The sequence below is a fragment of the Claveliimonas bilis genome (genome assembly GCF_020892095.1).
GTDB lineage: Bacteria > Bacillota > Clostridia > Lachnospirales > Lachnospiraceae > Claveliimonas > Claveliimonas bilis.
Genome location: NZ_AP024845.1, coordinates 1,576,402 through 1,595,771, shown reverse-complemented (window position 1 = coordinate 1,595,771; position 19,370 = coordinate 1,576,402). Strand labels below are relative to the sequence as shown.

General features: G+C 46.3%; 18 protein-coding genes and 1 other annotated feature. Of the genes, 2 read left to right on the top strand and 16 right to left on the bottom strand.

Annotation, left to right across the window (positions count from 1 at the left end):
- Positions 1–7: 7 nt before the first annotated feature.
- Positions 8–1,084 (bottom strand): 6-phosphofructokinase, encoded by a 1,077-nt coding sequence (locus tag EUBC25_RS07775; RefSeq protein ID WP_230104949.1) that lies wholly within the window; start codon positions 1,082–1,084, stop codon positions 8–10.
- Positions 1,085–1,496: 412 nt separating this feature from the next.
- Here EUBC25_RS07775 and map point away from each other — a divergent pair, with 412 nt between their 5' ends.
- Positions 1,497–2,306, top strand: a complete 810-nt coding sequence (gene map / locus EUBC25_RS07770) for a type I methionyl aminopeptidase (protein ID WP_230104948.1) — start codon at positions 1,497–1,499, stop codon at positions 2,304–2,306.
- Between the two features lie 74 nt (positions 2,307–2,380).
- Here the strand turns inward: map and EUBC25_RS07765 are convergent, their stop codons facing one another.
- From EUBC25_RS07765 to proS, 14 genes are all read right to left on the bottom strand, one after another.
- Positions 2,381–4,423 (bottom strand): glycoside hydrolase family 13 protein, encoded by a 2,043-nt coding sequence (locus EUBC25_RS07765; RefSeq protein WP_230104947.1) that lies wholly within the window; start codon positions 4,421–4,423, stop codon positions 2,381–2,383.
- Between the two features lie 17 nt (positions 4,424–4,440).
- Positions 4,441–6,291 (bottom strand): ATP-dependent zinc metalloprotease FtsH, encoded by a 1,851-nt coding sequence (gene ftsH, locus EUBC25_RS07760; RefSeq protein WP_230104946.1) that lies wholly within the window; start codon positions 6,289–6,291, stop codon positions 4,441–4,443.
- Between the two features lie 17 nt (positions 6,292–6,308).
- Complete coding sequence (gene hpt / locus EUBC25_RS07755; protein WP_230104945.1) at positions 6,309–6,836, bottom strand: hypoxanthine phosphoribosyltransferase; 528 nt, start codon at positions 6,834–6,836, stop codon at positions 6,309–6,311.
- Positions 6,820–8,250, bottom strand: a complete 1,431-nt coding sequence (tilS, locus tag EUBC25_RS07750; RefSeq protein WP_230104944.1) for a tRNA lysidine(34) synthetase TilS — start codon at positions 8,248–8,250, stop codon at positions 6,820–6,822. Before tilS ends, hpt begins: the two co-directional genes overlap by 17 nt.
- 145 nt (positions 8,251–8,395) lie before the next feature.
- Entirely contained in the window at positions 8,396–9,802 is a 1,407-nt protein-coding gene (locus EUBC25_RS07745) for a SpoIIE family protein phosphatase (RefSeq protein WP_230104943.1), read from the bottom strand.
- Between the two features lie 154 nt (positions 9,803–9,956).
- Complete coding sequence (locus EUBC25_RS07740; protein ID WP_230104942.1) at positions 9,957–10,280, bottom strand: septum formation initiator family protein; 324 nt, start codon at positions 10,278–10,280, stop codon at positions 9,957–9,959.
- A gap of 67 nt (positions 10,281–10,347) precedes the next feature.
- Complete coding sequence (gene yabQ / locus EUBC25_RS15005; protein WP_230107573.1) at positions 10,348–10,629, bottom strand: spore cortex biosynthesis protein YabQ; 282 nt, start codon at positions 10,627–10,629, stop codon at positions 10,348–10,350.
- Positions 10,630–10,687: 58 nt separating this feature from the next.
- The gene (yabP, locus tag EUBC25_RS07730; protein WP_230104941.1) at positions 10,688–10,972 is read right to left on the bottom strand and encodes a sporulation protein YabP; all 285 of its coding nucleotides are present in this window, start codon (positions 10,970–10,972) and stop codon (positions 10,688–10,690) included.
- Positions 10,973–11,021: 49 nt separating this feature from the next.
- A complete protein-coding gene (locus tag EUBC25_RS07725; protein ID WP_230104940.1) occupies positions 11,022–11,261 on the bottom strand; it encodes an RNA-binding S4 domain-containing protein in 240 nt (79 codons plus the stop codon).
- Positions 11,262–11,342: 81 nt separating this feature from the next.
- Entirely contained in the window at positions 11,343–11,618 is a 276-nt protein-coding gene (locus EUBC25_RS07720; RefSeq protein WP_230104939.1) for an HU family DNA-binding protein, read from the bottom strand.
- 193 nt (positions 11,619–11,811) lie between these two features.
- Positions 11,812–13,548, bottom strand: coding sequence for a phospho-sugar mutase (locus tag EUBC25_RS07715; RefSeq protein ID WP_230104938.1), 1,737 nt, complete (start codon positions 13,546–13,548; stop codon positions 11,812–11,814).
- Between the two features lie 107 nt (positions 13,549–13,655).
- On the bottom strand, positions 13,656–14,645 hold the full coding sequence (locus EUBC25_RS07710) for a CotS family spore coat protein (protein WP_230104937.1): 990 nt from the start codon (positions 14,643–14,645) through the stop codon (positions 13,656–13,658).
- A 90-nt stretch (positions 14,646–14,735) separates the two neighbouring features.
- Complete coding sequence (locus tag EUBC25_RS07705; protein ID WP_416386678.1) at positions 14,736–16,073, bottom strand: CCA tRNA nucleotidyltransferase; 1,338 nt, start codon at positions 16,071–16,073, stop codon at positions 14,736–14,738.
- A gap of 112 nt (positions 16,074–16,185) precedes the next feature.
- On the bottom strand, positions 16,186–17,628 hold the full coding sequence (gene proS, locus EUBC25_RS07700) for a proline--tRNA ligase (RefSeq protein WP_230104935.1): 1,443 nt from the start codon (positions 17,626–17,628) through the stop codon (positions 16,186–16,188).
- 144 nt (positions 17,629–17,772) lie between these two features.
- Positions 17,773–17,985 (bottom strand) — a binding site (T-box leader).
- A 196-nt stretch (positions 17,986–18,181) separates the two neighbouring features.
- On the opposite strand from proS, the gene EUBC25_RS07695 reads away from it, so the two are divergent.
- Positions 18,182–18,964, top strand: coding sequence for an RluA family pseudouridine synthase (locus EUBC25_RS07695; RefSeq protein ID WP_230104934.1), 783 nt, complete (start codon positions 18,182–18,184; stop codon positions 18,962–18,964).
- 104 nt (positions 18,965–19,068) lie between these two features.
- Here EUBC25_RS07695 and spoVG read toward each other — a convergent pair whose 3' ends face one another.
- Complete coding sequence (gene spoVG, locus EUBC25_RS07690) at positions 19,069–19,356, bottom strand: septation regulator SpoVG (RefSeq protein WP_230104933.1); 288 nt, start codon at positions 19,354–19,356, stop codon at positions 19,069–19,071.
- Positions 19,357–19,370 lie beyond the last annotated feature (14 nt).

Genomic DNA, 19,370 nt, shown 5'->3' with positions numbered 1-19,370 from the left:
CTGTCTGCTATTGATCTCCAAAACTGATTCCTGTCAGTCTTGCTTCTTTAATAATACCAGATTCCGGATCCACTACTTTCAGTTTACCTGCCACTTCAGAAAGAGGCGTTTTTGTCACCTCTCCCCTCTTGATTGCTACCATATAACCGAAATCTCCGTCCATGATCATATCCGCTGCAGCCGCTCCCAGACGGGTTGCCAGAACCCGGTCATAAGGACAGGGGGAGCCCCCTCTTTGAGTGTGTCCCGGCACGGTAATGCGCACTTCCTGATTCATTTTCTTCTGAATCTTCTCTGCGATTTCATAGGCAACAGAAGGATAATTTTCCTTCGCTTTCTTCGCCTTCAGCTCTTTTTTGGAAAGCTTGGCATCCTCTTTCGAAATCGCTCCTTCTGCTACAGCTATAATTGTAAAATGCTTGCCGGCATCAGCTCTTCTTTTTATCGCATCTGTCACCACTTTAATATCGTAGGGTATTTCCGGAAGCAATATGATATCCGCTCCTCCGGCAATTCCTGCATGAAGAGTTACCCATCCGACTTTATGTCCCATTACCTCTACAATAAACACACGGCTGTGCGAAGTTGCGGTTGTATGGATCCGGTCGATGGTATCTGTTGCAATATCTACTGCACTCTGAAAACCAAAGGTCATATCTGTTCCCCACAGATCATTGTCAATCGTCTTAGGAAGCGTAATGACGTTCAACCCCTCCTCCCGAAGAAGATTGGCTGTCTTATGTGTTCCATTTCCTCCAAGTATCACCAGACAGTCAAGATTCAGCTTATGATAGGTATGCTTCATCGCCTCTACCTTATCCAGACCATTCTCATCCGGAACCCTCATCATCTTAAAAGGTTGTCTGGACGTCCCCAGAATCGTTCCTCCCCTTGTGAGAATCCCTGAAAAATCAGATGATGTAAGCATCTCGAACTCAGAATAGATCAGTCCCTTGTATCCATCCTTAAACCCATAAATCTCCACATCATTTCTTTTTGAGAAAAGTCCCTTTACTACTCCTCGCATAGCAGCATTTAAAGCCTGACAGTCACCACCGCTGGTAAGCATTCCGATTCTCAACATAAGTCATTCACTCCTTTCTATCGTGCACATTGGCGCGCTCCAACCCTCCGGGTTCTCGCTCACGGGCTTCGCCCCTCCTCCGGTGCGCTACCCGCCGTGCGCGCTCCAACCCTCCGGGTTCTCGCTCACGGGCTTCGCCCCTCCTCCGGTGCGCTACCCGCCGTGCCAGCTCCAACCCTCCGGGTTCTCGCTCACGGGCTTCGCCCTATAAAAATGCGAAAACCTCAAACCGCCTGCAAGCAGGCGTTTGCGCTTCTCGCATTTTTGCACGGCTCATTGCCTACGTGGACATTATACCTTATTTTCAAAACGGGCACAAGGAAAAAGAGCCTCTCTCCCTTTACCTGAAACGTGAAAAGGGATATACTGTGTATCAGAAATCTATTTCATGAAAGAAAGCAGGTATCAAAAAATGCACAAATATGATGTAAAACTCTGGACGCTTGCTGCAAAAGGAGAGATCGTCCCGGATCGTTCTCTTTTAAAGACTCCGGAGCAGATAAAAAAGATCAGGGAAAGTGCTGCTCTGAACACAGCCGTTCTGGACCATGTTGCCTCCCATATTCGGGCCGGTATGAGCACCGCCCAGATCGACCGTCTGGTCTATGATTATACTACAGAACACGGCGGGATCCCGGCGCCCTTAAATTACGAAGGTTTTCCAAAAAGTGTGTGCACTTCCATCAATAATGTCATTTGTCACGGTATCCCCAGCGAAGAGGAGATTTTACAGGACGGCGATATCATCAATGTAGATGCCTCCACCATTCTGGACGGGTACTATTCCGATGCTTCCCGCATGTTTGCCATCGGCAATGTTGATGAAAGAGCCCAAAAATTACTGCGCGTCACTCAGGAGTGTGTGGAGCTGGGTCTGAAAGAAGCGCGTCCATGGGGCCATCTGGGCGATATTGCGCATGCCATCAACTCCCACGCCCGGGCAAACAGTTATTCTGTAGTTGAAGATATCGGCGGACACGGAATCGGACTGGAATTTCATGAGGAACCCTTCGTAAGCTACGTAACGCCCAGGGGTACGGAAATGGTTCTTGTTCCCGGCATGATGTTCACCATTGAGCCTATGATCAATGAAGGTAGTCCCGATTTCTTTATCGACGAAGACAATGGGTGGACGGTCTATACCATTGACGACGGACTCTCGGCACAGATCGAATATATGGTACTTATTACCGAGGATGGTGCGGAAGTGCTGACAAAATAAGGGGGCTTTTCAAAGCCCCCTTATTTTGTCTTCTGACTTTTATTCCATATGTTCATCCACATTTTTATCCCGTTTTAAAATACTTTGTTCTTTGCAACCAGGGCAGAATGACTCCCCATATTCACTACAATTTCTCCATCTACTACATGAATCTCATCAAATTCTGTTGTATACCCGTTTTCATAGGAATAGATCAGCCGCCTCATACCTCCTTTAAGCGGCACGCCCAGAACCCACACCGGCACATGTACTTCTTTGAGTTCGCTGCTGTGATTGATGATAATGACAAATTGGTCGTCGCTGTTAAACCGCCCGTAGGCCAGAAGATTCTCTTCCTTTACAAGCCACTGCAGTGATCCGGTCTTAAACACCTCATACTGTTTGTGTATCCGGATCAGCTCTTTGTGAAAAGCAATAAGATCATGATCCTCGGTTCCCCATGGATAGGTTCTTCGGTTATCCGGATCTGTAAAGCCGCACTGTCCCGCTTCATCACCATAATATATTGTCGGCGCTCCTACCCAGGTCATCTGGATGGTAACCGCCTCGCGCATCACGGCAAGATTTACATATTCTTCTGCTTTTTCAGGCCCCAGGTCCTTGGCCCTGCCCACCATATGGTTGGTCCTTGTAAGAAACCGGGAATGATCGTGGTTGGAAAGCTCATTCATGGCAACCTGGAGAGATGGCGTCAGCATATGAGACATGTGGTGGAACATGGCCCGGATAAAACTGTCTGTATTTCCATGCAGCTCTTCTCTGTCCTCATCACTGTGCTTTTCCATTCCCGTAAGGAACCAGGTTACGGGTTCCATAAACGCATCATAGTTCATCACAGAATCCCACTCGTCTCCCTGCAGCCATTCCTGTGGATCCCCGTAATGTTCCGCCAAAATAAGGGCATCCGGGTTCACTTTTTTTATCTCCCGGCGAAATCTTTTCCAAAAATAATGATTGTACTCCTTACTGTGTCCCAGATCAGCCGCAACATCAAGGCGCCAGCCATCCACATTATAAGGAGGAGACACCCATTTCTTTCCAATGGAAATAATATAATCCTCCAGCTCTGCCGAGTCTTCGTAATTCAGCTTAGGAAGGGTGTCATGCCCCCACCAGCCGTCATAGCTCCCATTGTAGGGCCAGCAGCTTCTATCATTATCATAAAACTCAAAGAAACTGCGGTATGGGCTGTCTGAAGAAATGTAGGCACCTTTGGCATAACCTTCCTGTCCCTCATAAATCCTCTCTCGATCCATCCACTTATTGAAAGAACCGCAGTGATTAAAGACTCCGTCCAGAATAACTTTCATCCCTCTTTTATGGAGCTCTTCCACCAGTCTGATGAACAATCGGTTGCTGGCCTCCAGATTTTTTCTATCTGTCACCCTTTTCTGATATTTAGTCGCATGTAAATTATCCACTGCTCCCAACGGAAGATTTTCTCCCCCGTCTTCTACAATTTCTCCATAGTGGGGATCAATGTAATCATAATCCTGTATGTCATATTTATGATTGGAAGGAGAGACAAACAGCGGATTAAAATAAATAACCTCTACTCCAAGATCCTGAAGATAATCCAGCTTTTCAAGGACTCCCTTCAAGTCTCCTCCATAAAATTCCCGAACTCCCATATCAGCCGGATATTTGTTCCAGTCCCGCACCCTGGTAGTTGGTTCTCCAATATATATATATTCTCCATCCTCCACATCATTAGATGGATCTCCATTATAAAAGCGATCCACAAAAATCTGGTACATTACTGCACCTTTTGCCCAATCCGGAGTCGTAAATCCCGGAGCGATCTCAAATGCATAATCTGTGATCCTCTCCTGCATCACCCCGAACTGATTGTAATAACATACTTCTTCCCCCGCTACAACCCGAAAACTGTAGCGGAATCTGTCTTCTCCCAGCTGTACGACCGCTGCATAATAATCAAACACCCCGGAGGTGCTTCTCTTTTCCATCTCGTACTCCTGGCTTTCGGTGATCAGAAATACCTGATCTGCTTCTCCGGCCCCGGTCCGAAACTGAAGAGTAACCTGCTGTCCCGCAAGAGGTTCCGGCGGAAAAACATAATTCCCTGTTCCGTCACAAAATAATGCCTTTTTATTCATTCCATCGCCGCCTGACTTTACATTTCCGAAATTTCAACTCCATCAAAAAGAGCTTCAAATTCTTCTCTGGTAATTTTTTCCTTTTCCAACAATAGCTGTGCACATGCTTCCAGTACACTGTGATACTTACGGATAATCTGCCTTGCACGATCATAGCAGCTATCAATAATATTTTTCACTTCCTGATCAATAGAAGCAGCAACCTGCTCCCCATATCCTCTGGATGCATGGGCAAGATCCCGTCCGATAAAAATCTCATCGCTGTCATTATCATAGTTGATCAGTCCGATCTTTTCTGACATACCAAACTTCGTAACCATAGATCTTGCCAGACTTGTTGCCTGCTTAATATCCTGTGATGCTCCTGTGGTAATATCGTCAAAAATCTCTTCCTCTGCCACACGGCCTCCAAGAGCCACGGTAATGTCCTGAAGCATTTTTCCCTTTGTGTTAAACAGCTCATCCTTCTCCGGCAAAGGCATAGTATAACCTGCCGCCCCTACTCCTGTAGGAATAATAGACACACTGTATACCGGACCCACATCCGGAAGAACATGGAACAAGATCGCATGCCCTGCTTCGTGATAAGCGGTAATTCTCTTCTCTTTATCGGAAATCACACGGCTCTTCTTCTCTGCTCCGATTCCCACCTTTACAAAAGCGTGGCGAATGTCTGACTGCTGCAGATAGACTCTTCCGTCCTTCGCTGCAAGGATCGCTGCCTCGTTCAAAAGATTTTCAAGATCTGCTCCCGTAAATCCTGCAGTTGTCTGTGCGATCTGCTGCAGATTCACATCATCTCCGAGAGGTTTGCCCTTGGCATGAACTTTCAAGATCTCCTCCCTGCCCTGCACATCCGGTCTTCCTACTGCAACCTTTCTGTCAAAGCGTCCCGGGCGAAGGATAGCCGGATCAAGAATATCTACGCGGTTCGTGGCGGACATCACGATAATCCCTTCATTCACTCCGAATCCATCCATCTCTACAAGGAGCTGATTCAAAGTCTGCTCTCTCTCATCATGGCCGCCGCCCATTCCGGTGCCCCTTCTTCTGGCAACCGCATCGATCTCATCAATAAAAATAATGCAGGGGGCGTTTTTCTTCGCCTCTTCGAACAAGTCTCTGACACGGGAAGCGCCTACACCTACAAACATCTCCACGAAGTCAGAACCTGATATGCTGAAAAACGGAACGCCCGCCTCTCCTGCTACGGCCTTTGCCAGCAGAGTCTTTCCGGTTCCCGGAGGTCCTACCAGCAGAACGCCTTTGGGAATCCTTGCCCCTACCTGTATATATTTTTTGGGAGCTTTCAGAAAATCTACGATTTCCTCCAACTCTTCTTTCTCTTCCTTCAGGCCTGCCACCTGTGCAAATGTGATCTTTTTATCCCGGTCTGTGCTCATTCTTGCACGGCTTTTTCCAAAGCTCATCGCCTTCGCATTTGCTCCTCCGCCCTGACGGTTCATCATAAAGAAAAGAAGCAAAAGCCCGCCCAGCATAAGCAGCGTCGGGAAAACACTGGTCATAAACCAGTTATCCTGGGGAATATCTGAAACAGTATAGCTGATATTATTTTCCTGCAGATAATCCTGTATCTCATTGACATCGGAGACATACAAAATCTTCCTCTCTGCACCTTCCACATCGGATTTCATTGCAATCTCCAAACGTCCGGTAGGAACATTTTTGTTCTGAATCACCTCCACCGTATCAATATCACCGCCGCCGGCCAGCTGTGTAAACTCCTGATAGGTAATTACTTTTTCTCTTTGATCGATCTGATTGGTAAACCAAAGCGCTGCGAACAGTACGGCTACAAACACTAAAAGCGTCAGCCCGCTAAGGCCTCTGTTCTTTCTATTATTCAATCCTTTGCTGCTCCTTTCTACTCCACACCTTCTACAACACCGATGTATGGCAGATTTCTGTATTTTTGCGCATAATCCAGGCCATAGCCTACAACAAATTCATCCGGTATATTAAATCCCACATAATCCACTGTTACAGGTTTTACCCTGCGCTCCGGCTTATCGAGAAGCGTACACAGTTTCAGAGATCTCGGTTTCCTTTTTTCCAGAATCTGTATCAGATAGGACAGGGTTCTTCCGGAGTCGATAATATCTTCCACGATCAGTACGTCCTTCCCTTCCAGAGATTCATCCAGATCCTTCGCGATCTTTACTACTCCGCTGGAAGACGTTCCGTCTCCATAGCTGCTTACACTCATAAAATCCATGGATACGGGCACAGTAATCCTCTTAGCTAATTCACACATAAAAAATACGCCGCCCTTCAGAACGCAGATAAGATGCACCTGCCGTCCGGCATAATCCTCACTGATCTGTCTTCCAAGCTCGCATACTCTTGCCTCAACTTCCTGTTCTGATACCAGCTCCCTAATTGTCTCCGCCATAATTTTCTCCTCCGTCTATTGTAATTTCCAGAATTTTTCTTGTACTTTCCGTCACCTCACAGGCACACCCCCGCCGATATCCTATCACCCAAAGAATATGGCTTCCGTCTGCCGCAAGCAGAATATCATCCCTTTCCTTTTGGGGGATTTTTTCATTAATAAAATACTGCTTCAGCTTCTGAGTCCTTCCTTTTCTGTCTATCGTAATATAGTCGCCAGGCCGGCGAGTCCTGATGGTAACACTATTTTTAATTATATCATAATCAAACCATTTCGTGTAGGGGGTTTGAAAAATTGTCACATCCTGTTCTTCATGCATTTCCTTCCGATCCAGCACACGCATTTTCACCCTGTCTGCTTTTCTTGTGAGCCTTCCGTCAGACTGCTCTCTTTGCGCCCCTTCACCGCCGGATTCCCCGGCCCGGTCATTTCTCGAAATCTCCACGCCTTCATAGCATCGCCGGGCACACATCTGATAGGGCAGATCCAGTTTCCTGCCCGTCTGCTTTCGGAACAGCTCCTCTGTCTGCTCCAAATGAATACCCGCCAGATCCTTCTGGCTTCCCGCTACCTTCTCCATTACCCGGCGCAGCAGATAGGGACGCAGGGCCTCCGGAATTTTTTCAAATACTGCTTTTTGTATCAGCGCTTCTTTTTTCCCCTGATCCTCGCGGTATACTACCGCTGTTTTCTCTGCCATGCAGACTTCCCCTGCAATATGATCCCAAAGCTTCCCCATCTGCTCCATCATACTGCACGCATGATCTGTAAATCTGGGATTAATCTTTTGTTCCATGTATGGAATCATATGATTGCGGATACGGTTCCGTGTATAAGTATCCTCATAATTTGTGGCATCCATACAGTAGGAAAGCTGGTTTTTTTTCAGAAACTCCTCTATCTCTTCTCTGGAGACGCCAAGAAGGGGATGGATATATCTGCCTGCTGCCGGGCGTATCCCCCCAAGCCCTTTCAACCCTGTTCCCCTGGCAATATTTAAAAGCAGTGTTTCTACATTGTCGTTTTTGTGGTGAGCCAGCGCAATCTTCGCTCCGCCCATTTTGTCTGCTTCCTCTTCAAATGCCTTTCGTCTTGCAGCTCTGCCCGCTTCTTCACTGGACATGCCCTCTTCCTTCGCCAGATGGACCACATCAATCCGGTACACTTCCAAAGGCACTTCCATCCCGGCGCAGAGTTTCCTTACATAGGCTTCATCTTCATCAGCGGCTCCTTCCCGGAGACAGTGATTGACATGGACCGCCCTGATCTCCAGACTGTATTTCTTCTTCAGCTCCAAAAGTACATAAAGCAGGCATACGGAATCTGCCCCTCCCGATACGCCTGCTATCACCTTGTCTTTTTGCTCCAGCATATTATGAATTTTTACATAATCTTCGACTTTTTTGTACATCATCTGCTCTCCCGCTTCTTTCCGCCTCATCATCAGCGAAACACCGATCCCGGTTCCGGCGTGCCAAAACACTGCGGTCCGTTATCCATAATATATAGAATTTCTGCGGAAAAAGCAAGCCGGCTCCCCGATACTTCTTCCGGTACACCTATGATGCCTTCCATATCCCCACTGCCAGAACCGTCATATCATCTGCCGGGATCTCTCCGGAAAGTTCCAGCACCTGTTCCAATATATAGTGAGCCAGCTCTTCCGGATTACAGATAGTGGTTCCTCCGATCAGCGCTCCCAGCATGGCTTCCTGCTCTCCTACCGGAAGAGCATCCAGCACACCGTCTGTCACCATCACTACAAAATCTCCGTCTTCCAGCTGGCGTACACTTTTCTCAATCTCCAGTTCCTGCACCACTCCCACCGGAAGTGAGGCAGAGCTGATTTTCTCCACGCCTCCCCTGCTTCGTATAAATGTGACAGAAGCCCCGGCTTTCAGGATCTCACATGTTCCCTGATAAAGATCGAAAATACACATATCTACTGTAGAAAAGCGGACTTCCTCCCTGCCTGCCACCAGGGCAGTGTTCATCATACGTATTGCTGTTTCCGGCGGAAATCCTGCCCCCAGAAGTTCCTCTAAAAGTTCTACTACCATTGCGCTTTCCTTAAAGGCACTCTCGCCGGACCCCATTCCGTCCGACAGGACAACCCCTTCCTTTCCTCCCGGAAGCTCTGTCATCAGAAAAGTATCCCCCGATATCTTATCGCATCCTTTTCCGATTTTCGCAACGCCCTGCAGTGTGTGAAATCCTGCTCCTTCCATAAAAACGATTGTCCGGTATTCTTCCCCGATCACAGGACGCTCTCCTTTTAAAAGGAGCATTCCCCGTCCTATGCAGGATGAAAGGACCTCGGCCGCCTCCTTGGAGGCCACACATTGTCCTCTTTGTGCCTTTAATGTCAAATGGACTTCATACCTTCCCTGTTTTGTCAGGAAAAACACGCTGCTCAAAAGTTTCAGTCCTATTCTCTTCATTCCCGCCTTTACCTTTTTCTCCAGATGGTCATCCATACAGATTCCTGCATCCAGCTCTCTTGCAGCACTTTGTATCATTTCGGCAAACGCATTCATCTGAACTGCACACCCTCTGCGATTCAGGATGATTTTGTGATTCCATACCATCCTCTGTTTTTCAACTCCGAATATTTCCAGCGTTTCCCTGAGAAATCTGGGCGCCATGACACATTTTTTCTGAAGATCTCTCTTTACTTCTATATTCATTTCCGCCCCGTATTCCTCTGCCGTCGCCAGGAGCTCATATACCATCTGCCTGGTGCGGTCCCGGTTTTCTTTCAGGCACCATTCCTTTTTCTCGCAGTTTAAACACACTCTCTCCGAAACTTTTATGAACATATCTTCAAGTTCTTCCCTGGTAAAGGTCTGATGATATTCTTCCAGGCTTAAAAAGGTTTCTGACAGATGCCGGAGAGAATCTGCAAACCGGTCCATCTGTATTACATACGGATTAATAAACAACCCCTTTTCTTTTATCTCACTCATATTCATACTCTCCTGCCCCATTCATCTGCAATAGCTTTTTGTTCTATATGGCTGTAGAATAAATAAAAGATAAGCTTCAGGAATTTCTTCCCGAAGCTTATCTTTTGTATTTTCCAACTTATTTTCTGTCTGCGCGCTCCTTAGAGCGTCCATTCTACCTGGCTTTGAAAATGATCTCATTTTCATGGACCAGTCCCAGTTTGTCCTTTGCCGTCTGTTCTATGTACTCATCCGTACCAACGTAATCTTCCAGTTCACTGATTTCTTCAGCCCGGTCCTTTTCTTCCCGGATACTTGCTTCCAGCTCTTTTTCCTGGGCAATATACTCCTTATTCCTGGCCTGCAAACTGATGCTGCTTACAGACACCACCATCACAAGCAGCATGATCACAGCGCTGATCCCCAGCATACTTCTCTTATGCTGCTGCACTCTTTTTCTCTGCTGTCTTACACGATTCTTTTGTTTAATACCACTCATAATTATACTCACCCGTCTGTCAGAATCTTTCTGACTATTATGTTCTATCTTATCTTTTTTTACAGGTTTATTCAATACTTTTCTTGGAATCTCTCTTCTTTTTCCCGTACATTTTTTTTCGGACTTTTGAGATAAATTTCGACATTTGATAAAAAAAGAGTCCGCCTGCCACAACACCTAGTATAAAGTACCATCGTATACTACCATTACTGGTATGGTAAATTTGCACAAATAAATATACGGCTGTCCCCGTCCAAAAAAGAAAATCTTCTGCAGCAATGGCGGAAAGGGTATGATGCACGATTCGCCTGAACAATCTTATGCAGGTGTACGCACAACACAAAATCATTCCGGCAAGAACTGCCTCTAAAAACGCCGCTCCTTCTGCTTTGATCCCAGGCATGGCGTCACCGGAAAAGTTTGCTTAAAATATTTGCACTTTGCTTGCCCGGAGCATGCACCTCCGAGTAGGACATACTGTCTATGGTTCCCGCAAGATCCACTTCTCCCTTTTCAAGGCTTAACCGATTTACATGCAGGTCCGACCCCTTTACCATCAGCATCCCCTGCTCTGTCTCCAGCAGTATTTCATTTAAATCAAAAGACAGGACATCCAGTACTCCTGTTACCAAACTCGTTTTTCTGTTATTTACTACAAGTTTGTGGCTTCTTCCGGCCTGTTTTTCTTCCATTGTCATCACAACCTTTCTTGATAATCATATGAAAGGTATGCGGAAATTATTACAAGTATTTGAACAAGTCTTTAGCCTCTTCTTTTTTTGTGGTCTCTTTTATATCCAGTACTTCCACCTTCACTGTTTTTGTTCCAAACTGGATCTCTATTATATCCCCCTCTTTTACTTTCACCGATGCCTTTGCCACATTACCGTTTACAAGGACACGGCCTGCATCACAGGCTTCATTTGCCACTGTTCTTCTTTTGATCAGCCTGGAAACCTTCAGGAATTTATCCAATCTCATTTTTATCATCCTCCTAACAAAAAGGATGGCACTGCCTTTGCAATGCCATCCCTATTATATTCCACACATAAAACTTCAGAATTATGCGTTTACAGCATCCTTTAAAGCTTTTCCAGCTTTGAATTTTGGTGCTTTGCAAGCTTCGATCTTCATTGTCTTTCCTGTCTGCGGATTTCTTCCTTCTCTTGCTGCTCTCTTGCTTACTTCAAAAGTTCCGAATCCTACTAACTGTACTTTTTCTTCTTTCTTCAGTTCTTCTGTAACTACGTCGATAAAAGCTTTCAGAGCTTTTTCAGTATCTTTTTTAGACAATTCTGCCTGTTCTGCAATTGCTGCTACTAATTCTGTTTTGTTCATGGATAACTCCTCCTTCTGTTTTATGATAGAACCTTTATTCAATTCTATTCAATCTTCAAACATTGCCATTGCAAAGCCAGCTCTCTTTGCAGCGGCGCCTTTCAATAAAGTTATACAGTTTTTCCCCTTGTTTGTCAAGGGAAAATCCCCGAAAATCCCTCTATTTCAGAGGTTTTCCGGATTTTGTGACGATTTAAAGCATCTGGTCGATCATTGCCAGAACATCTTTGCCCATTTTTTCTGATTTCTCGTCAGAATCTGCCACAGATGTTCCTTTTACGCCATAATAGAATTTTACTTTAGGTTCCGTTCCGGACGGCCTTACACAAAGCCATGCATCGTCGCTTAAATCATAGTAAAGCACATTGGATTTCGGCAGCCCGGTTCCTGTCTTTTCCCCTGTTTCCACGTTAAGGATTTCATCTGCCTGGTAGTCTCTGGTCTTCAGAACCTGATATCCTGCCACTTCCTTCGGCGGATTCTTTCTGAGGGTATCCATGATCTCCTGGATCTTCTGCAGACCTTCAATTCCTTTCAGGGTAATAGACTGAATGGAATCTTTATAATATCCGTATTTTTCATACATATCCAGCATAGCGTCCCACAATGTTTTTCCTTTAGTCTTGTAGTACGCCGCCGCCTCGCACAGAGCCATTGTAGCAACGATAGCGTCCTTATCTCTTGCATGTGTACCGATCAGGCAGCCGTAGCTCTCCTCAAATCCAAAGAGATAGGTTCCCTTTCCGCTTGTCTCAAATCCAAGGATCTGCTGTCCGATATATTTGAACCCTGTCAACACCTCAATAAGACCGATTCCATACCCTTTTGCGATAGCATCCGCCAGATTTGATGTAACAATCGTTTTGATCAGATATCCGTCGTCCGGCAGACTTCCCCATGCAGCCTGTCGCTGTCCGATCTCATAATCCGCCAGCAGGCATCCCGACATATTTCCTGTAAGAACTTTATACTCTCCGGATTTTGTATCTTTTACATAAACGCCGAGTCGGTCTGCATCCGGGTCTGTCGCAAGAACAAGATCTGCATCCACCTCTTTTGCCAGCTTCAGTCCCAGTTCGAAAGCCTCTTCCGCCTCCGGGTTCGGATAAGATACTGTCGGGAAGTTTCCGTCCGGCAGCTCCTGCTCTTTTACAACATAAACATTTTCAAATCCAAGCTCTTTCAGCACACGCCTTGCCGGAATGTTTCCGGTTCCGTGCAGCGGGCTGTATACGATCTTCAGGTCCTTACCTACCGCATCGATCGCATCCTGATGGATCACCTGCTTTTTCAGCTCTGCAATATAACTGTCGTCAATGGCAGCCCCGATCGTCTCGTACAGCCCTGCCTCTTTTGCATCGTCAAGGCTCATGGTCTTTACGTTATTGTAATCCGTAACCGCCTTTACCTCATCCATGATCCCTTTGTCATGAGGAGGTGTGATCTGGGCGCCGTCCTCCCAGTATACTTTATATCCGTTATATTCCGGAGGATTATGGCTTGCTGTTATATTGATTCCTGCTGCACATCCCAGATGGCGTACTGCATAGGACAATTCCGGTGTTGGCCGAAGAGATTCAAAGACGTATGCCTTGATTTTGTTTGCCGCCAGGCACAACGCCGCCTCATCTGCAAATTCCGGAGACATATTCCGGGAATCGTAAGCGATCGCCACTCCTTTTCCTTCCATTCCTTTTTTCAGGATGTAATTCGCAAGTCCTTGTGTGGCTTTGCGAACAGTATAAATATTCAGCCGATTTGTTCCTGCTCCGATGATCCCTCTAAGTCCTGCCGTACCAAACTCAAGATCCTTATAAAAACGTTCTTTTATCTCGTTCTCATCGTTTTCAATCCCTTTGAGCTCCGCTTTGGTATCCGCATCGAAATAAGGATTGGAGAGCCATTCTTCGTACTTTTCCCTGTATTCCATAATATAATACCTCCTGGTGGTTTTCTATGGTACTTATTATACAACAGGTCTTCCTCTCTTTACAAGAGAAATGCTGTTGTCAGGGCACAAGAAGGCGCTTGTTCATCCTAGCTTAGGCGAAAGGCGAAGACTGTCTCCAGAAACTGCCGTTTCTCCTCAATCTGCCGAATGGCTGTTTTTAGTTTTTCCACATTTTTCACAGAGATCCACGCTTTATTCGACCGGTAGTATGAGTCTGCCAGCTTCCAGAATTTCTCAGGATAGATGAGCCTGAGTTTCAGATAGCCTTCTTCCTCCCTTGTCAAAGGCCGGATCGCATCATAGGCATCCAGCATATGGCCGCCTGCCCTGATGTTCCACCCCTGTTTTTCCATTGCTTTTCTGAGGAAATAATAGACATCCTCTGCCTGAATGTGATAGCCGGATCTGTCAAAATTGGTCGTCGCAATTCCATCATCTGTCATCAAAATATTATGGTAATTATAATCCCCATGGATCATCATTCCCTTTTCCCGGCATTCCTGAAAGAGTCTGTCACAGGGCATATCCTGTGCTTCTTCAAAAGCCGCTTCCGCCCACTGAAAGATTCTGTCAAAACATTTGAGAAACTCCATCTCAAACTCTCCCAGAGGTGATTGATTTCTCATAAATTTCCGTATTTTTTTCAGCTGTTGATTGTGCCGGGCATACTCATCCCGGATGCTGCATTTTGCCGCATTCTCCCCTTCAGGTATTTCCGTCATAAAACGATGCAGATGCGCAAGGTTGGCTGTACCCTCCAAAAGTTCTTTCCCTTTTCGGATATCACATTCCCGTCCCCGGAACCAGCGCTTCAGTATATAATTTCTGCCCTCTTCCGAGGTGCTGACATATTCTCCCGTCTGGTTGGGTATCAGCTGGTCTGTCCGTGCATATCCCTCCTCTTCCAGATGGCTGCACAGCTTCTGCACTGCCAGGATACGCCGCTTTGACATCCCGGCTTCCCTAAGCAGCAGGAAGCCCTGATCCGTATCGCAAAAAAATGCACCCCTTGTTTTGCGGGTGCTCTTTACTATGATTGGATATTGTTCCAATATACTTAATTCGTAATCCTGCATATTACCTTCCCCTGCACTCTACATTATCATGTTCTGTTTAATGTATGATGCCAGTTAAGGTAATATGACAGAATCCTGTGAATTGCAAAGTCATGACTGACTGTAAATCTCTTTCGCCCTTTTCAGAAGCATCTCTTTTGTATTCCTTTCAGGCATTTCCAATACCTCTTCCAGAAGTTTGTCAAGAATCTCCCCCATTTCCCGTCCCGGGCGGATCCCCTCTGTTATCAGGTCCCTTCCATTGACTGCCAGCTCTTTCACGGAAGTACACTGGTTCAGTGATAAGATTTCTTTATAAATCGCTTCCACCTTACTGATATCGTCCAGTTTCTCTCTTCTTAGATATTCGCTCTGGGCCAAAACATCTGCCCGCCGTACTTCCAGATAAAGGGGAAACAGCTCTTTTCCTATCCGGTTCATAGCCCGCCGCACATTTGCCGGGGTCGCCGGCATTCTCAGGTCATGGTAGCAGACCAGCTTTGCCGTCTTTCTAAGGGTATCATTATCAAATTTCAGGCGGCGCATGACTATCCTGGTAATTTCCTCACTTTTGACCGCATGTCTTTTAAAATGAGCAACTCCGTCTTCATCCACAGTCTTCAGGGCCGGTTTCCCCATATCATGGAAAAACATGGTCAAGCGAAGGACTTTGTCAGGCCGTATGTTTTGCAGCGCATGAAGGGTATGTTCCCCTACACTGTACATATGATGGGGCGTCTCCTGCTCTGTCTCCATAAGCAGGTCAAATTCCGGCAGAAAGACTTTTGTAATTCCAAGCCGCCATGCTTCACGCAGAAGATCCGGCCGGTCGGAAACCAGTATTTTCACCAGCTCTGTCTGTATGCGCTCCGCACTGATATTTGCCAGCGTTCCGGCCAGTTCTCTCATCCCTTCCCTCGTCTCTTCTTCCAGATCGAACTCTAACTGCGCCGCAAAGCGGACGCCTCTTAAAATACGCAGGGCATCTTCTGAAAAACGCTCTCTTGCATTTCCTACGCAGCGGATCACTTTCCCTTCCAGATCCTTCAGGCCGCCGAATATATCCACCAGGCCTTCCTCATCATTATAGGCCATGGCATTGATAGTAAAATCTCTTCGCTTCAAATCTTCTTTTAAGCTCCGGGTAAACGTAACTTCCCTGGGATGACGGCTGTCCTCATATTCCCCGTCCACTCGGTATGTTGTAACCTCATAGCCCGTCCTCCCCTTCAGGACTGTGACAGTACCGTGCTCAATCCCGGTATCAAAAGTCCGCGCAAACAGGGCCTTTGTCTCCTCCGGCATAGCGGAAGTCGTAATATCCCAATCTTCCGGCATTCTTCCCAGTATAGAATCGCGCACACAGCCGCCTACCGCATAGGCTTCATATCCGTTTTTCTGCAGCGTGCATATGATATCCTTCACATCTTCCGGCATTTCGATATGGATATTCATTGTTCCTATCCCCTTTCGCTCTTAGTCATTGTAAAATATAGCATAGGAAGAAAGATTTCTGCAAGAGAAAGGACGGGGTACTTTAAACTCCCGTCCCTTCTGAATATTAATAAGATTTTCCCCAGTATGCCATATGCTTTGCAGGTTTACCGCACCAGATACATTTGTCTGAGATCATTTCCTCATCCTCGATCAAACACCTCGTTGCAGCTCCTCCTGTTGCATATTTTACTTCACCTTCACATTCCGGATCCCCGCACCAGCATGCCTTTACAAATCCACGGTTTGCCTTAAATTTCTCAACCATTTCATCCATTGTAACAGCGGTGTCAATGTGATTGTTCAAAAATTCTTCTGCTCTGTTGTACATATCCTGCTGGATCGTCTCCAGAATATCACGAAGTTTTACTGCAATCTCATCCAGGGATACGACAATCTTTTCACGTGTATCACGGCGTACGACAACAACCTGATTCTTCTCAATGTCTTTTGGTCCGATTTCAATACGGGTCGGAATACCAAGCATTTCCTGTTCGGAGAATTTCCATCCCGGACTCTTGTCGGAATCATCGATCTTCACTCTGTATCCGGCTTTCTTCAGCTCGTCAAGAAGTGCATGCGCTCTGTCAAGCACGCCTTCTTTATGCTGTGCGATCGGAATAATACGGCATTCTACAGGCGCAACGTGAGGCGGAAGTACGAGTCCGCTGTCATCACCGTGAACCATGATGATCGCTCCGATACTTCTTGTGGACCATCCCCAGGAAGTCTCATATACACTCTGAAGCTGATTGTTCTTATCTACATATTTAATTCCGAAAGCATCCGGGAATCCGCTTCCGAAGAAATGGCTTGTTGCAGACTGAAGCGCCTTCCCGTCATGCATCAGTGCTTCAATTGTATAGGTATCCTGTGCTCCTGCAAATTTTTCATGCTCTGCTTTTCTTCCTGACACAAAAGGAATTGCCAGTGTTTCTCTGTAGCAGTCCTCATAGACATGGAACATCTGAATAGTACGGGCTTCTGCTTCCTCATAGGTCGCATGGATCGTATGCCCTTCCTGCCACAAAAATTCTCTGGAACGCAGGAACGGTCTTGTAGTCTTTTCCCAGCGCATGACGGAATTCCACTGGTTCCATACCTTCGGCAGATCTCGATAGGATTTTACTGTTTTCGCCCACAGATCACAGAATAATGTCTCAGATGTCGGACGGATGCACATCCTTTCCTGCAGTCTTTCCATACCGCCGTGGGTAACCCATGCTACTTCCGGTGCAAAACCTTCAATATGGTCTGCTTCCTTTTCCAGCAGACTTTCCGGAATCAGAAGCGGCAGGGATACATTTTCTACTCCTGTTTCTTTAAACCGTCTGTCAAGGTCCGCCTGGATCAGCTCCCAGATAGCATATCCGTTCGGCAGATAGTTCAGACAGCCTTTTACGCTGGAATAATCACAAAGTTCTGCTTCACGCACAACGTCTGTGTACCACTGTGCGAAATTTTCATCACGTGATGTAATGTTCTTTACAAGTTTCTTTTCCTGAGCCATGATTTTTTTCTCCTTTTCTTTTTCTCTTTTTCTTTTTACGGGACCCTTGCCCCATACTGCCGGCAGTTATTCGGACATATGACCGGACGACTGCCATTGTCATATCGGGAAAAGAAAAAAGCGCCGGGCTTTTCATTTCCCTGAAAAAGGGACCGAAAAGCTCGGCGGTACCACCCTAATTAACTGCAGCCCTTCTGCAGTTCTCTCATATCATCCTTAACGCTGATGTCACGCTGTATTTTCATACAGAGGCTCCAAGGTAGGTTCATCATACTAGGAAACAGGAATCTTTCAGCCGATGAATCCCCTCTCTTTTGATCCATTCATATGATTACTATTCCTCTTCACAGCCAATTCTGCCTTCTGCAACTATCATTGCCGGCAGATATTTTGTTTTTAACCATTCAGTTAACGATAATTTTATCGAATCCCTCTCTTTTTGTCAAGACCCGACTTTTGAATCGCTCCGATTTCTTCGGCTCATTGACACTTCTTTATTTTCTGTGATTAAATAATAAAAAACTGTACATTCTTTTTATAAAGGAGAACCCCAATGAGTCAAAGTTCACTAGATATTCTATATGAAGATCCTTCCCTCATCGTCTGCGCCAAACCTCACGGCATAGCAACCCAAAGCAGGAATATCGGCGCCCGCGATATGGAAAGTATGCTGAAAACATACATTTATCAACATTGTTCCCCCAAAAATAAAAATTATTCCCAGACCAGAGAGCCTTATCTGGCCGTTATCCACCGACTGGACCAGCCTGTTTCCGGAATACTTGTTTTCTCAAAAACACCACAGTCTGCAAGAGCCCTGAATCTCCAGCTGCAAAAGAAGCAGTTCCGAAAATATTACCGCGCTCTCACTGACGGGATCCCTGCCAAAAATCAGGGAGTCCTTGAGGACTACCTGGTAAAAGACGGACGGACCAACACCTCAAGGATCTGCAGCCCTGACTCCCCCGGCGCCAAATACGCCCGTCTGGAATATTATACCGTTGCTGTCGGCGCGTCTCCTATTCCAGGAGACAACAGCGGACATTCTGTAAAGGAGGAATGCTTTTTTAAAAACCCTTCTTCTGATCAGGCAGAGCTGGAAATCCACCTTGACACCGGCCGTCATCATCAGATACGGGTGCAGCTTGCCTCCATGGGCTGTCCCATCGCCGGTGATACAAAGTATCATTCCCTCTCCTCCAAAGCTGCCCCTCCCTCCAGGGAAACGGATGCGATCCTGCAGCTTTGCGCCTTTCACCTGGAATTTTTCCATCCCCTCTCCGGCGCTCCTATGTCTTTTCACCTGACAGAAGATGTAGGCGCAAGACAAATATAGCGTCGGTGTACAAGGGGCAAAATACAAACCGGTATGAGATCACCACACGGATCCATACCGGTATTTTATACTTTACTTTTTATCGTTTTATCTTTTTTATGATACTACACCATTTCAGGCTCCCCAGCTGCCTCTTCATTCAGCGCTTCTTCATACCTTTCAAGAATAATATTCTGAATCCGCTCTCTTGTAGCTGAATTGATCGGATGTGCAATATCCCGGTATTCGCCGTCCAACGCTTTTTTACTTGGCATAGCTATAAAAAGCCCTTTTTCTCCTTCGATTACTTTAATGTCATGCACGACAAATTCCTCATCCATCGTAATTGACACTACCGCTTTCAGTTTTCCTTCCTTCGCAACTTTGCGCACACGTACATCTGTGATCTGCATTTCCTCTAGCCCCT